Source organism: Sinomonas sp. ASV322, assembly GCF_030908245.1.
Taxonomy (GTDB): Bacteria; Actinomycetota; Actinomycetes; order Actinomycetales; family Micrococcaceae; genus Sinomonas.
Window position 1 is genome coordinate 396,189 of record NZ_JAVFJJ010000002.1, and the last position, 12,808, is coordinate 408,996.

General features: G+C 69.0%; 12 protein-coding genes and 1 pseudogene. 5 read left to right on the forward strand and 8 right to left on the reverse strand.

Going from position 1 to position 12,808, the window contains the following annotated elements:
- Window positions 1-208: 208 nt before the first annotated feature.
- Entirely contained in the window at window positions 209-1,285 is a 1,077-nt protein-coding gene (locus tag RBS12_RS04455) for an NAD(P)-dependent alcohol dehydrogenase (RefSeq protein WP_307964858.1), read from the reverse strand.
- Window positions 1,286-1,361: 76 nt separating this feature from the next.
- On the opposite strand from RBS12_RS04455, the gene RBS12_RS04460 reads away from it, so the two are divergent.
- The 3 genes from RBS12_RS04460 to RBS12_RS04470 all read left to right on the forward strand — a co-directional run bounded on the left by RBS12_RS04460 (window position 1,362) and on the right by RBS12_RS04470 (window position 3,380).
- A complete protein-coding gene (locus RBS12_RS04460) occupies window positions 1,362-2,018 on the forward strand; it encodes a TetR/AcrR family transcriptional regulator (RefSeq protein WP_307964859.1) in 657 nt (218 codons plus the stop codon).
- Window positions 2,019-2,103: 85 nt separating this feature from the next.
- Window positions 2,104-2,997, forward strand: a complete 894-nt coding sequence (locus RBS12_RS04465; protein ID WP_307964860.1) for a serine/threonine-protein kinase — start codon at window positions 2,104-2,106, stop codon at window positions 2,995-2,997.
- Entirely contained in the window at window positions 2,994-3,380 is a 387-nt protein-coding gene (locus RBS12_RS04470; protein ID WP_307964861.1) for a hypothetical protein, read from the forward strand. The genes RBS12_RS04465 and RBS12_RS04470 overlap by 4 nt, the downstream gene beginning before the upstream one ends.
- 45 nt (window positions 3,381-3,425) lie before the next feature.
- On the opposite strand, the gene RBS12_RS04475 is transcribed toward RBS12_RS04470, so the two are convergent.
- The 4 genes from RBS12_RS04475 to RBS12_RS04490 all read right to left on the reverse strand — a co-directional run bounded on the left by RBS12_RS04475 (window position 3,426) and on the right by RBS12_RS04490 (window position 7,977).
- Window positions 3,426-4,640 carry an SGNH/GDSL hydrolase family protein gene (locus RBS12_RS04475; protein WP_307964862.1) on the reverse strand — a complete coding sequence of 405 codons (1,215 nt, stop codon included), beginning with the start codon at window positions 4,638-4,640 and terminating at the stop codon, window positions 3,426-3,428.
- Window positions 4,637-5,425: an alpha/beta fold hydrolase gene (locus RBS12_RS04480; RefSeq protein WP_307964863.1), complete on the reverse strand. Its 789-nt coding sequence runs from the start codon at window positions 5,423-5,425 to the stop codon at window positions 4,637-4,639. The genes RBS12_RS04475 and RBS12_RS04480 overlap by 4 nt, the downstream gene beginning before the upstream one ends.
- Window positions 5,422-6,747, reverse strand: a complete 1,326-nt coding sequence (locus RBS12_RS04485; protein WP_307964864.1) for an MFS transporter — start codon at window positions 6,745-6,747, stop codon at window positions 5,422-5,424. The genes RBS12_RS04480 and RBS12_RS04485 overlap by 4 nt, the downstream gene beginning before the upstream one ends.
- Window positions 6,748-6,897: 150 nt before the next feature.
- Window positions 6,898-7,977 (reverse strand): LacI family DNA-binding transcriptional regulator, encoded by a 1,080-nt coding sequence (locus RBS12_RS04490; protein ID WP_307964865.1) that lies wholly within the window; start codon window positions 7,975-7,977, stop codon window positions 6,898-6,900.
- 87 nt (window positions 7,978-8,064) lie between these two features.
- On the opposite strand from RBS12_RS04490, the pseudogene RBS12_RS04495 reads away from it, so the two are divergent.
- Together RBS12_RS04495 and RBS12_RS04500 are read left to right on the forward strand one after the other, a co-directional pair.
- Window positions 8,065-8,748: pseudogene (locus RBS12_RS04495) on the forward strand (SLC13 family permease); the annotation flags it as partial.
- A 127-nt stretch (window positions 8,749-8,875) separates the two neighbouring features.
- On the forward strand, window positions 8,876-9,241 hold the full coding sequence (locus RBS12_RS04500) for an ArsB/NhaD family transporter (protein WP_373886477.1): 366 nt from the start codon (window positions 8,876-8,878) through the stop codon (window positions 9,239-9,241).
- 110 nt (window positions 9,242-9,351) lie between these two features.
- On the opposite strand, the gene menE is transcribed toward RBS12_RS04500, so the two are convergent.
- From menE to RBS12_RS04515, 3 genes are read right to left on the reverse strand one after another with little or no spacing between them, the layout of a single operon-like run.
- A complete protein-coding gene (gene menE / locus RBS12_RS04505; protein ID WP_307964867.1) occupies window positions 9,352-10,938 on the reverse strand; it encodes an o-succinylbenzoate--CoA ligase in 1,587 nt (528 codons plus the stop codon).
- Window positions 10,939-10,950: 12 nt separating this feature from the next.
- The gene (locus tag RBS12_RS04510; protein ID WP_307964868.1) at window positions 10,951-12,288 is read right to left on the reverse strand and encodes an MFS transporter; all 1,338 of its coding nucleotides are present in this window, start codon (window positions 12,286-12,288) and stop codon (window positions 10,951-10,953) included.
- A 34-nt stretch (window positions 12,289-12,322) separates the two neighbouring features.
- Complete coding sequence (locus tag RBS12_RS04515) at window positions 12,323-12,784, reverse strand: MaoC family dehydratase (RefSeq protein ID WP_307964869.1); 462 nt, start codon at window positions 12,782-12,784, stop codon at window positions 12,323-12,325.
- Window positions 12,785-12,808: the final 24 nt, after the last annotated feature.

Genomic DNA, 12,808 nt, shown 5'->3' on the forward strand with positions numbered 1-12,808 from the left:
GGGTGCGCGTCTTCCCGAGCCATGGTTCCCCGCAGCGGACATGCGTCCGCTCAGCGAGGCCTACCGCGACCTCAGCGTCAGGCACACACCGAAGGAGTTCGCCGACTTCAACATCTTCCTCATCGACAAGTCCTTGGCGAACGGATGAGCGCGAAAGACGGCGACGACGACGTGGCGTACCCCCTGTCAGACCGGGAGGACGCGGTCATCATCGCTGCTGAGGCGATGGAGGACCGCTGACGAGCACCACGGCCTTGCCGGAGATGCGGCCTGCCCCGAGGTCGGCGAGCGCCGCGCCGGCCTCGGCGAGCGGGTAGGTCCTTGTCACGACGGACCGCAGCCCTCCGCCGTCGAACGCCTCACCGAGCGCGGTGAGGTCAGCTCGCGTGGTGCGGCCGAGCATCCCTCCCATCCGCTGCCCAGTGAACGGGGCGATGAGTTGCGCCCGCAGCTGGCGGTCGATGCCGCCCAGCAGCGGTCCCCCGTGCTCGCCGCCCACGATCAGGAGCCGCCCGTGCGGCGCGAGAACGCGACGAAGGACCCCCAGCGGGCGGTTGCCGGCGATGTCGATGACGACGTCGTACCCCCCGCCGCGCGCATTGATCTCCTCGCGGGCGTGATCGATAGCGTCCATCGCGCCGAGGCCGAGCACGAAATCGTGCTTCGCCGCGCTCGCGACCCCGGTCACGCCCGCGCCCGCGGCCACCGCGAGCTGCACGGCAAACGAGCCCACGCCGCCTGAGGCACCGATCACGAGGACGCGCTGCCCCGCGCGCACCCGGGCGTGGTCGCGGACTGCCTGCAGCGCGGTGCATCCCGAGACCGGCAGCGCCGCGGCTGCCGAGGCCTCGAGGCCCGCGGGCCGGTGGGCCAACGCGGTGGCGGGCGCGAGGGCGAACGCCGCGTACGCGCCGGTTCCCGTCCCGAAAACGGCCTCGCCGATCTCGAACCCGGTCACGCCCTCCCCCACTGCGGCCACGGTCCCCGCGAGGTCCAGACCCTGGATCGGCTGCCGGGGTCCCGAGTATCCGAACCCGAGCCGAAGGGCGAAGGGACGGCCGGTCGCAAGGTGCCAGACGCCGCGGTCGACGCCGGCGGCCTCGACCCGCACGAGCACCTGGCCCTTGCCGGGGCGCGGCACGAGAGCCTCCTTCAGGGAGAGCGCCGTGGCGAGCTCGTCCGAGTAGCGGCCCTGCATGACGGCCGGCATCACCTCGGGGATGGGCGGCGGAACCGCGGGGAGCACCGGGTGGCTCGTGGACTGGCTGACGATTTCGCGTGACATGGCTGGCCTCCAAAGCAAACCTTACGATGTAAGGAACGATAGCCTTACGCTGTAAGCACGTCAAGGGACGGAGAACATGGCGGGAGTGGCGCGGCGCGGGGCAGGCCTCAGCCGGGACGAGATCGTCGCGAAGGCGATCACCGTGGCAGACGCCGAGGGATTCGAACGCCTGAGCATGCGGCGGCTCGGAGACGCGCTCGGGGTCGAGGCCATGTCGCTCTACCACCACATGCCCAACAAGATCGCCCTGCTCGACGCGATGGTCGACTGCGTGTTCGAGGAGATCACGCTCCCGGCAGGCACCGACTGGCAGGCCGGGATGCGCACGCGCGCCCGCTCCCAGCGAGAAGCCCTTCGACGCCATCCGTGGGCCCTGCGCCTCCTCGAATCGCGCTCCGCCCCGGGGCCCGCGAACCTGCGCCATCACGACGCCGTGCTGGGCTTCCTCCGCGGAGCGGGCTTCAGCATCCGCGCGGCCGGCCACGCGTACGCGCTCCTCGACGCCTTCGTCTACGGTTTCGCGGTCCAAGAGCAGGCGCTCCCGTTCGACGCCGAGACCGCCTCGGAGCTCGCGTCCTCGATGCTCGGCGGGGCTGCGGGAGCCGGATTTCCGCACCTCGCGGAGTTCATGCGGGCTGTCATCCTGCCGGGCGGCTACGACTTCGCCGACGAGTTCGACGTAGGCCTCGACCTCGTCCTCGATGCCCTCGAAAGCCTGCGGAAACGGCCCTGACTTCCCCCGGTGCGCCGCCACAGCTTTTACTCGCATCGGGTCTACCGTGAAATCAAAGGGGCAGTCCGGGTCGAAAGGGCAGATCGTGGCCGAAAGCGACACCCGGCTCAAGTCCTCCCTCGTCGGCGGGCGGTATCGTCTGCTCGAGGTTGCGGGCAGCGGAGCCATGGCTACAGTGCATCGCGCTCGCGACGAATTCCTCGGCCGCACGGTCGCGGTCAAGACGTTCCGTGCCCTCGCCCCGGACCACGAGGACGATCAGCGCCGCCGCGCCGAGATGGAAGTCCTCGCCCGGCTGAGCCACCCGAACCTCGTCCAGCTGTACGACGCCGGCCGGGAGGTCGCCGAAGACGGTGCCGAGCACGTCACCTACCTCGTCATGGAGTTCGTCGCGGGTGCCGACCTGCGCCGTCGGCTCGTCCAGGGACCGATGGACGACGACGACGTCCGCGGCCTGGGTGCCGACGTGGCCGGCGCGCTCTCCTACATGCACGAGCTCGGCATTGTGCACCGGGACATCAAGCCCGCGAACATCCTCGTCCCCGATGCGGTGCCGGGCGCGCGCTCACGCCGCCCCGCAAAGCTCACAGACTTCGGCATCGCGCGGGTCACGGACGGCGCGCGCCTGACCCTCACGAACGCGACCGTCGGAACCGCGAGCTACCTGAGCCCCGAGCAGGCGCGCGGCGAGGAGATCGGCCCGGCGACGGACATCTATTCGCTCGGACTCGTCCTCCTCGAGTGCCTCACGGGGGTCATCGAGTTCCCGGGCAGCGCGGTCGAATCCGCCGTCGCCCGGCTCCTCCGCGACCCGCGCGTGCCGGAACGGCTCGGCGATCCCTGGGTCGGCCTCCTGCCCCGCATGACAGCCAAGGATCCCTCCGCGCGCCCCCGCGGAGACGAGGTCGCCGCCGTCCTGCGCATGCCGCCGAGCGTGCTCGGTGAACTCTCACGCCGTGGACGGAGGGTGACCCTGTGATCGCGAAGGCCCGCCGCCTCGCACCGACGGCGGCGGCTCTCGGCCTCACCGCGGCCGTGCTCGCGGGGTGCGGCCAGGCGCCGTCGGACCTCGATGCGCAGTTCGCCGCGGGCCTTCAGGCCTCGACCGATCGGGTGCGCAGCGAGGCGGCGGCGGGGCAGTACGCCGAGGCGCTCCACGACCTTTCCACGATCGAATCCCAGGCCAACGACGCCGCGACCCAGGGGAAGCTCAGTCCCGCCCGCAAGCAGGACGTCCTCGCCGCCGTCGCCCTCGTGCGCGCGGACCTCGAGACCCATGTCCCGCCGTCGCCCACCGTCAGCCCGGCGGCCCCGACGCCGACCTCCGCGACGCGGAACCCAGGCCAACCACCCACGCCGTAGCGGCCGGGAACACCGCCCCCACGGGAGCCACTTCCTCAGCGAGCCTCATGGTGTTCGCAGGGAGGACCGCCCGAGCGTCGAGCGGGGTACGAGGCCGTCCTCGCCCAACGCGAGGTGTGCGAATCGGCGGCCGATCTCGGCGTAGAGATCGGCGTCGGGGTGGAGAGAATCCGGCAGCGGGTGGCGCGCGAGGTCGGCTGGACCATAGAGGGCGAGTCCGTCGAGGTAGGCGATGTTCTCGCCCGCGCTGCGCCGCACGTCGACGACGTGCTCGACGTGTCCGCGGGAGGCGGCGAGCGTGAGCGCTCCCCTGCCGACGTCGGCGAGGTCTCCGTTGGTGTGGCAGCGGATGCCTCCATCCGCGAGGAATTCAACGTCGCTCGGCCCGGGGGTGTCGTCGCTTCCGGGCCACAGGATGGAGGAGGCGAGCACGATCGGTGTATCGGGATGCCCCCGCCGGACGCGGTCCAGGAAGCCGTGGAGTGCCGGGACGAAGGTGCGCTGATCCATCGACCGGGCGCCGACGATGTTGACCCCCACCTTGAGCGAGATGACGTCGGCGGGCGCGGCGGCGATCGAATCCGCGACAAACGGATCCAGCATGCACTGGCCCCCGAAGCCGAGATTGATGAGGTCGAGGCCGGCGATCGCGGCGGAGACGACGGGCCATACGCTCGTGGGCAGCGCCGGTTCGACACAGTGGCTGATCGAGCTGCCGTGGTGGATCCAGACCGGCTGGCCAGTCTCTGCGGCCGCGAACACCGGGGCGTCGCCGCCGACGTCGAGCAGGTCGATGATCACCCCTTGCGGGAGGAACACCGTGACTGTCTTCTCCCCCACGGGCAGCGAATCGAACTCGACGAGTGACGAGGCGCTGTGCGCTACGGTCGTCGCGTCGTCGCCCGCGACCGAGACGTGCAGCACGTGATTGATGGGAGCCTCGGCCGTTGCGACCGTCACGCCGTCGATCTGGGCGACGAACCGGTTGCGTGGCCGCGGTATGTCCCCGATCTGGATGTGGGTGCACCGGACACGGAGGGCGGCCCGCGAACCTGTCGTTTCCATTCGGAGACGCACGCCGCTCGCGGCCGAGGCGATGGCGCGCAGGTTCTCGCCGGCGGGCGGAAAGTGCGACCAGTGATGCACGGGGATTCGGACGGGGCGCACTCCGCCGGGTACGGAAACCAAGTCGAGATGGCCCTCGATGCGGACACTGCCGCCTGGCAGGGAGAGGACCTCCCCGCACGTTGCCGCCGTCATTCGTTCACCCTCAGCGTCGCGTGCCGGCTGATGAAGTCCCCCGTGTGGGCGATGACCTGGTCACGTTGGGGAAGCTGCGCCCAGCCGTGGTCGGCGCCTTCGACAACGATCAGCTCGCCTCGCTCGCCATAGACCTGCAGGTAGCGCTCGGCGTAGGAGAGCGGAATGAAGTCCGCGGTTCCGTGGAGGAGGCGAACTGGCCCGGCGTAGGCGGCCGCGCGGCCGTAGACGTCGAACGACTCCGCGTCGTCGCGCATCGCCGGGCCCATCCGCATGCCGAGGAAGTCGAAGTATCCCTCGGAATCCAAGGTTTCCAGGGAGCGTCCCTGCAGGGTGCCGCTGCGGATCTCGTCCGCGAACATCGCTGCGGTCGACCACATCGTCAGGGAGCGAAGCGGCAGCGCCGACTCCGCAGCGACCACGGACGCGATGACCGATCCAAGGCTCATGCCGACAAGATGCAGATTGCCCGCATCGACGTCATCGAGGTCGGCGATGGCCGCCAGGACGTCGTGCGCCTGGCGGACATCCAGCGAGACGGACGTATCGAAGAACTCGCCGTCGCTCTCGCCGTGGCCTGCGCGGTCGTAGGCGATGACTCCGATGCCAGTCGCGGCGAGTCGGCGCGCAAGGGTGACGAACAGACAGGTCGTTTCGACCCGCGAGTTCCCGAAGCCGTGGAAGAGCACTGCGGTCGGGCCCGGCTCGGGCGGCGGCGGCGAGTAGTGGGTGCCGCGCAGGCAGAGCCCGTCCACGATGGTCTGAAATGGCCGAATCACGGTCATGACTGTTCTCCCTCCCGAACGGGGGTCGCGTCGAGTTCGCCCTGCGGGGAGACAAGCGCCGACTCGAGGTCGAATTCGTTGCGCGCGTTTCGCCGGAACCCAAGCCAGCCGATGAAGAACCCTGCGCCTGCGAGGACTGACACGCCGACGTACAGGGCGCTCGGGTTGAGCAGGACGAGTGCCGGAGTGACGATGTTCAGTCCGGCGGTTGCGAACCGGGAGACGGCGTAGACGGTTCCCTGCGCAGTGGCCCGCAGCATGGTCGGGAACGATTCCTGGGTCCAGACCTTCATGATCGTCTCGAAGCAGAAGGCGCTGAAGAACACGGTGGCCACCGTGGAGACGATGAGCGCGGGCAAGCTGAATCCGAAGATGACGGGAAGCAGGTTCGCGAGGACGACGCCGATGGAGCCCACCACGTAGTAGGACATCCGAAGTTTCGTGTCGACGACGGCCATGAACCAGATCGCGGCGACGATTGCGGCGGGCATGGCCAGAGTGGTCCATGAGTTGTACTCCGCGATCGAGGCGCCCGTGATGTTGACCGCGACGAAGGTGCCGAAGCTTCCGGCGACGCTCGTGGCCATCGCGGCCAGCGCGTAGTAGCCGATCAGGGTGAAGAACGGGCGACGGTACGGGACTTGCCCGAAGTCGCGGAGGCGAACCCGCTCGGCGCGAACGGTGTGGATTCCGGCGCGATGCTCGTCGCGCGCGGTGAGCCAGGACGCCGACTCGGGAATCGTCAGTCGGAGGAGGAACACGCCAAGGGCCACCGCCGCGAAGGTGCCGAAGATGACCAGACCGCCCGCGGGACCGGAGGCACCGAAGTTGATGGCCAGCAGCACGGCGAGGAGGATGCCGAAACCGCCCAACAGGTTCGAGAACACGAGGATCTTGCCGCGATTGCGGTCGTTGGCCGCCTCAGAGATCGTCGCGAGGGCGACCGGGAGATCGGCACCCACACCGATGCCGATGAGAGACACGCCGATGAGGAGGGTTGGAAGAGCCACGCCCAGGAGAGGAATGGCGGCGCCGACAGCGGTGACGGCCATGGTGACGAGGAAGACCGTGCGGCGGCCCCAGTGGTCGCCCAACCTGCCGCCCAACAGCGATCCGATCGCCACGCCTGCGGTGAGCGCACCCGTGAGCAGACCGACCTCTGTTGGGGAGAGGCCCGGCATGTCGGGCTTGAGCGCCTGGAACAGCACCAGCGCGATCGGAATTCCGGTCGTGATGCCGGTATCCACGAACGTGGCCAGGCCGCAAACGACACCGACCCACCACGCATTCGGGGCCGGCCTGACCGTACCTGATGTGGACATGCGAATACTCCCTCGTAGTCGGATTGTCGAACGGAGCGCCACGAACGAACCAGAGAATCTCGTCGGCGTCAAATCATGGTGCTATACCGATATAGCACATGTCAAGATCAATAGTTGTAAAAATAAACAATCTTGTGGACCGCTCCGGGCTCAGCGGGCTGAGGACGGTGCGGAGATGGAATGGCCAGGCGACAGCGTCATCGGCACGCGATGAACGCGCGGAGCGGCCGTGCCGTCGAGCAACAGCTGGGCCGCGAGCCGGCCCAGCTGTTCGTGCGGCAGAGCCACGGAAGTCAGTGTGGGCCGGACGGCCGTCGTGAGAGGGCTGCCGTCGAACGCCATCACCGACACGTCGTCGGGGACCCGCATGCCCGCCTCCTGAAGCGCCAGGCACGCGCCGACCCCGACCGCGTCGTTGATGCAGATGAGGGCGGACGGGGTGGCGCCCGAGGCGACGAGCTTCGCAACGCTGCTGTAGCCGTTGGCCACATCCCAGTCATCGGCGATCGCCACGCTGCCCGCGAGCTCGGTGCCGGCCGCGGCGAGCGCCCCGTCGATCCCCTGAAGCCTCTCCGGGAGCGCGAGGGGACTCCAGCTGTGCCAGGCGGCGCCCCCTGTGGTCCCTGGGGGGAAAATCCCGACGAACCAGATGCGATCGCGGTGTCCGGCGGCGAGCAGAGCCGAGGCCGCTGTCGCCCCGGCACCGACCTCGTCCGGGATGACCGCCGCGGTGTCTGGGTCATCCGACACGCAGTTCAAGAGAACGAAGGGTACGTTTCGCAGCAGTTCCGGGACGGCGATGGTTCGGGTGAACATCGACCCGTAGATGATTCCGTCGACGTCTCGGTTGATGAGGCTCCGCAGCAACTTCGACTCGAGTGACGGCTCTCCCTGGGTGTCCACCGTGTAGAGCAGCGTGTCAGCGTCGTGAAGCGACTCGAGTACGCCACGTACCATCGCGTTCGCGAACGACGTCGTGCCGATGAAGTCGGACACGAGTGCGACCGTACCCGACCTGCCGGTGCGTAACGTCTTGGCCGTCGCGTTGGGGCTGTATCCGAGTTCGTCGGCCGCACGGCGGACTCGAGTGAAGGTATCGGCTGAAAGCCGTAGATCAGTTCGACCGTTGAGTACGAAGGAGACGGTGGACCGTGAGACGCCTGCGCGTTTGGCCACCTCAGTCAGGGTCACGCGGCGATCGCCGCGCAGACCTTGGCTGCGCCCGTCCATCTGTTCTCTCCTCTTGCCCCTCCCAGCATAGGCGGCGTTCGGGTGGCGCAGGGACGGCCCGCCGATGCCCGGCCCTAGACTGACCGCATGCCTCTAGCAGTCACGGGTGCCATCCTGCTCGCCGTCGGACTTGCGGCGGTGGCTTCGGGGCTGCTCCCGTGGGCTGCCCTCGGCGCGCTTGCTGACCGCGTGGTGCCGATTCTTGTGTTCGTCGCCGCCATCACGGTGGTGACGGAGCTACTCAACGCGTCCGGGCTGTTCGAGTGGATCGCCCAGCAGTTTCGTCGTTGGGGCCGCGGCCGGGCGTGGACGCTCTGGGGCCTCGTCACGGCGCTCTCGCTCGCGGCAACCGTGTTCCTCTCCCTTGACACGACGGCGGTCCTCCTGACGCCGATCGTCGTGATCCTCGCGCGCCGCTGTGGGCTTGCCCCGCTGCCGTTCGCACTCACGGCCGTGTGGCTCGCAAATACCGGGTCGCTGCTCCTGCCCGTTTCGAACCTCACGAATCTGCTCGCGCTGAACACCCTCGGAGGCGCCTCTCCGGCGGCGTTCGCTGCACGCATGGCGTTGCCCGCTGCATGGTGCGCATTAGTGCCATCCGTCGCCGTGGCCCTGTTGTTCCGGAAGGAACTGGCCCGACGGTACGCCTCGCAGCCCCCGGCCCCTGTGCCCGTCGACGCGGACGATCCCCCGGCCGGCGCGGCACTGCTGAGGATCGGGGGGGGTCGTGCTCGCACTCCTGCTCCCCGCGCTCGTCTCAGGCATCCCGGTCTGGATCCCGTCACTCGCGGCGGCCGCCCTCCTCGTCGCGGCATTCTGGTTGATGCGGCGCTCGGCGCTTTCCTGGTCGCTCGTGCCGTGGCAGCTCATCCTCTTCGCCAGCGGGCTCTTCGTGGTCATGGAGTCGCTCCGCGGTCTCGGGGCGCAGGCCGTTGCGGCTGGCCTCTTGGGCTCCGGCGACGGGCCGTTCGATCTGGTCAGGGTGGCCGCTGTGGGCGCGCTCGGCGCGAACGTGATCAACAACCTGCCCGCATATCTTGCATTGGAGCAGGCCGCTGGCGGACAGGCCCGCCTCGCGGCACTCCTTGTGGGCGTCAACGTCGGTTCGCTCATCACCCCGTGGGCTTCGCTCGCGACGCTCATCTGGCATGAACAGCTCCGCAGGCTCGGCGTGCGCATCTCGTGGTGGGGCTATGCGGCCGCCGGACTCATCCTCGTGCCTGTCATGATCGTCCCGGCGGCGCTGCTCGCGTCTCTCGCGTGAGCAGCACCGCGGTCCTGCCGGTTGTGCCCACCGGTCCCCGCACGGGCGCATCGCGCCGCGCCTTGGCGCAGGGTTAGGCCGGCCGGGCTCCTACACTCAACCGCGAAACTCTACGAGGCGTACTGCTTCCGGAGTTCCGCCTTGCGGATCTTGCCGCTCGCCGTCCGGGGCATGTCCTCGACGAACACGACCGACTTCGGGATCTTGTACCGCGCGAGCCGTCCGTCGAGGTAGGCCCGCACGTCGTCGTCGGAAAGCTCCGCCCCTTCCCTGATGGTGATGATCGCCCTCGGCACTTCGCCCCACTTCTCGTCCGGCACCCCGATCACGGCCACCGACGCGACCTGTGGAAGCTCCACGATCACGGCCTCGACCTCGGCCGGGTAGATGTTCTCGCCGCCCGAGATGATCATGTCCTTGAGCCGGTCCGACACGTAGAGGAAGCCCTCCTCGTCCCGATAGCCCATGTCGCCGGACCTGAACCAGATCCCGTCCGCGTACGAGTCCCGCGTCGCGTCGGACCGGTTCCAGTACTGCTTGATGACGTTTGGCCCCGAGATCTGGATCTCGCCCACTTCCCCGGGCGCGAGGACCTCGCCGATCGGGTCGACCACCCGGATGTCGGTGAAGAAATGCGGAAGCCCTGCCGAGCCGATCTTCTCTTGCGCGCGCCCGAGCGGAAGCGTCGTAGCTCCCGGCGCGGTCTCGGTCATGCCGTAGTTGTTGGAGAACCCGATCCCGCGGGCCGCGTACGCCGCCAGCACGCTCGCCGGGATCGCCGAGCCGCCGCACGTGAGCTTCGTGAGCGAGCTGAGGTCCGTCGTCGCCCAGGCCGGCTGCTCGGCGAGCATCTGGAACGTGGTGGGCACGCCGTTGAGCGTCGTGACGCGGTGGCGTTCGATGAGCTCGAGCGCCCGGCTCGGCTCGAACTTCTGCTCGAGCACCGCGGTGCCGCCCTTCAGGAGGATGGGCAGGAGGCCCATGTCGAGCGAGGCCACGTGGAACAGCGGGGAGATCATGAGCGAGATGTCCGTAGAGCTGAGATCCGTGTCGACGAGCACGTTGACGCAGTTCCACGTGATGTTGCCGTGCGTGAGGAGCGCACCCTTGGGGCGTCCGGTGGTGCCGGAGGTGTAGAGGATCATGGCGCCGTCGTCGAGCGTCACTGTCTCGTCGATCGGCTCCGCGGGCGCGGCGAGGAGCGCTTCTTCATAGCGTTCGACGGCGGGGGACCCGACCTCGGCGGTACCGGGCCCGACCTCGGCGGTATCGGGCCCGACCTCGGCGGTAGGGGACTCGACGTCGCCGACGACAAGGCGACGCTGCACGCCCGTGCCCTCCGCGGCCGCCGCCGCCAGAGCGTCGAGGCGTTCGGCGTTGACGAGGAGGCGCACGCCCGCGTCGTCGAGCTGGAACTGCAGCTCTGGCGCGGCGAGCCGCGTGTTGAGCGGCACGAACACCGCGCCGAGCAGGCCGCACGCGAAGAACGTCTCCACGAAAGCCGGATCGTTCTCGCCGAGGTACGCGACCCTGTCGCCGCGCGCCACGCCGCGGCGGCGCAGCGCGTTGGCGAGGCGGTCGGTCCGTTCCGCGAGCTCGGCGTAGCTCACGGTCCTTTCACCCGAGATCAGTGCAGGCTTGGGCGCGGACTTCGGCCGACGCCGCTCGAGCCAGGAACCAACTCCGTTGTTGTACATGGGACTGTCCTCCTAGCGGACGGCCGTAAGGTCATTGTCCTTCGATTCGCGGGTCAGGAGAATGAACACCGCGGAGACGAGGGACAGGGCGGCGAGGAAGCCCACGACGGCTCCCGCATTGAGGCCCGACCCCTTGTAGAGCGAGCCGACGATGCCGGGCGTGAAACCGCCGCCGATGAGCGTGGCGAGCTGGTAGCCGAGCGCGGCCCCGGTATAGCGGGACGTCGTGCCGAACTGCTCCGAGACGAACGCGGCGAACGGCCCGTAGAGCGTCGAGTGGAAGAGGAGGGCCAGCGTGAACGCGAGGAACACGAGCCCCACGTTGCCCGAGCCGAGGAGCGCGAACATCGGGAAGAGGTACGCGACGAACAGCACGAGGCCGGCGATCATGATGGGACGGCGGCCGAACCGGTCCGAGATCCTGCCGCCGAAGAGCACGAACGCGATCGAGAGCACCGAGGCGCCGGCGAACGCGTACAGCACGCCCTGCTGTGGGGCGCCCTTCGAGACGGCGTAGGTCACCGCGAACGTGGACAAGGTGACCTGAAGGCCGAAGCCGGCGGCACCCGCAAGCATGACGAAGATGAGGGCCTTGGGACGGCGCAGCACTTCGAGGAGCGGCACCTTCGGCTTCGCCTCCGTCTTCCGTCGCGCCGCCTCCTCCGCGGCGAGGGCGGCAGCGAAGATCGGGCTCTCCGAGACGCGGAGCCGGACGAAGAGCCCGACGACGAGCAACGCGAGCGAGAGCAGGAACGGGACACGCCACCCCCAGGCGAGGAAGTCCCCGCGGGGGAGCGCCGAGACGAGGCCCATCATGACCGTTCCCAGGAAGGCGCCTGTGGGGGCGCCCGCGTTGACGAACGACGCCGAGAATCCTCGCCGCTTCGGGTCGGAGTGCTCGAGCGCCATGAGCGCCGCGCCGCCCCATTCGCCGCCGACGGCGATGCCTTGGAGCACGCGCAGGAGGACGAGGATGACGGCGCCCCACGGCCCGATGCTGCTCGCGCCCGGGATGAGCCCGATGGCGGCGGAGGCGAGGCCCATGACCGTCATCGAGACGATCAGCATGCCCTTGCGGCCGATCCGGTCGCCGAAATGGCCGAAGATCACGCCGCCGAGCGGACGGGCCACGTAGCCCGCGGCGAACGTCGCGTACGCCTCGACGGCCCCGGCCCACGGGTCGGTGCCCGCGAAGAACACCGTCGGGAAGGCGACGGCCGCGGCGGTCGCGTAGAGGAGGAAGTCGTAGAACTCGATGGTGCTGCCCAGGTAGCTGGACAGGATGACCGTGCGCGCCTCTTTGCGCTGCGCGGCCGTGCTCATCTGCGTGAGCTGGGTGGTTCCGGACATGGTGGTTCCTAGGGGATTCTCTGGGGGTGAGGGGTTACTTGTAGAACCGCGCGAGGAACTCGGCGACGACGGCGGGCCGCTCCTGGCCCTCGATCTCGATGGTCGCGTTGACCTTGATCTGGGCGCCGCCCTTGACCTCGGTCACTTCGGCGATCTGGCCAACCATGCGGACCTTCGAACCGACCGCCACTGGCGACGTGAAGCGGACGCGGTCGAGGCCGTAGTTGACCTTCGTCGTGACGCCGTCGACGTCGAACAGCTCGCCCCAGAACGGGATGAGCAGAGATAGCGTGAGGAAGCCGTGCGCGATGGGGACGCCGAACGGGCCGTCCTTGGCGCGCTCGGGATCGACGTGGATCCACTGGTGGTCGTCGGTCGCGTCGGCGAAGAGGTTGACGCGGTCCTGGGTGATCTCGAGCCAGTCGGTCGCGCCGAGATCGGCGCCGGACATGGTGAGGAGCTTGTCGAAGTCGACGACGAGGCGGGGCTGGGTCATTACAGTTTCCTTTCGATGGGGACG

What these genes read in the sequence shown, in the direction of transcription:
- RBS12_RS04480 (WP_307964863.1), bottom strand. Translation starts at nt 5,425, where the DNA reads ATGACCGTGATTCGGCCATTTCAGACCATCGTGGACGGGCTCTGCCTG.
- RBS12_RS04500 (WP_373886477.1), top strand. Translation starts at nt 8,876, where the DNA reads ATGGAGTCGCTCCGCGGTCTCGGGGCGCAGGCCGTTGCGGCTGGCCTC.
- RBS12_RS04485 (WP_307964864.1), bottom strand. Translation starts at nt 6,747, where the DNA reads ATGTCCACATCAGGTACGGTCAGGCCGGCCCCGAATGCGTGGTGGGTC.
- RBS12_RS04510 (WP_307964868.1), bottom strand. Translation starts at nt 12,288, where the DNA reads ATGTCCGGAACCACCCAGCTCACGCAGATGAGCACGGCCGCGCAGCGC.
- RBS12_RS04490 (WP_307964865.1), bottom strand. Translation starts at nt 7,977, where the DNA reads ATGGACGGGCGCAGCCAAGGTCTGCGCGGCGATCGCCGCGTGACCCTG.
- menE (WP_307964867.1), bottom strand. Translation starts at nt 10,938, where the DNA reads ATGTACAACAACGGAGTTGGTTCCTGGCTCGAGCGGCGTCGGCCGAAG.
- RBS12_RS04460 (WP_307964859.1), top strand. Translation starts at nt 1,362, where the DNA reads ATGGCGGGAGTGGCGCGGCGCGGGGCAGGCCTCAGCCGGGACGAGATC.
- RBS12_RS04515 (WP_307964869.1), bottom strand. Translation starts at nt 12,784, where the DNA reads ATGACCCAGCCCCGCCTCGTCGTCGACTTCGACAAGCTCCTCACCATG.
- RBS12_RS04455 (WP_307964858.1), bottom strand. Translation starts at nt 1,285, where the DNA reads ATGTCACGCGAAATCGTCAGCCAGTCCACGAGCCACCCGGTGCTCCCC.
- RBS12_RS04475 (WP_307964862.1), bottom strand. Translation starts at nt 4,640, where the DNA reads ATGACGGCGGCAACGTGCGGGGAGGTCCTCTCCCTGCCAGGCGGCAGT.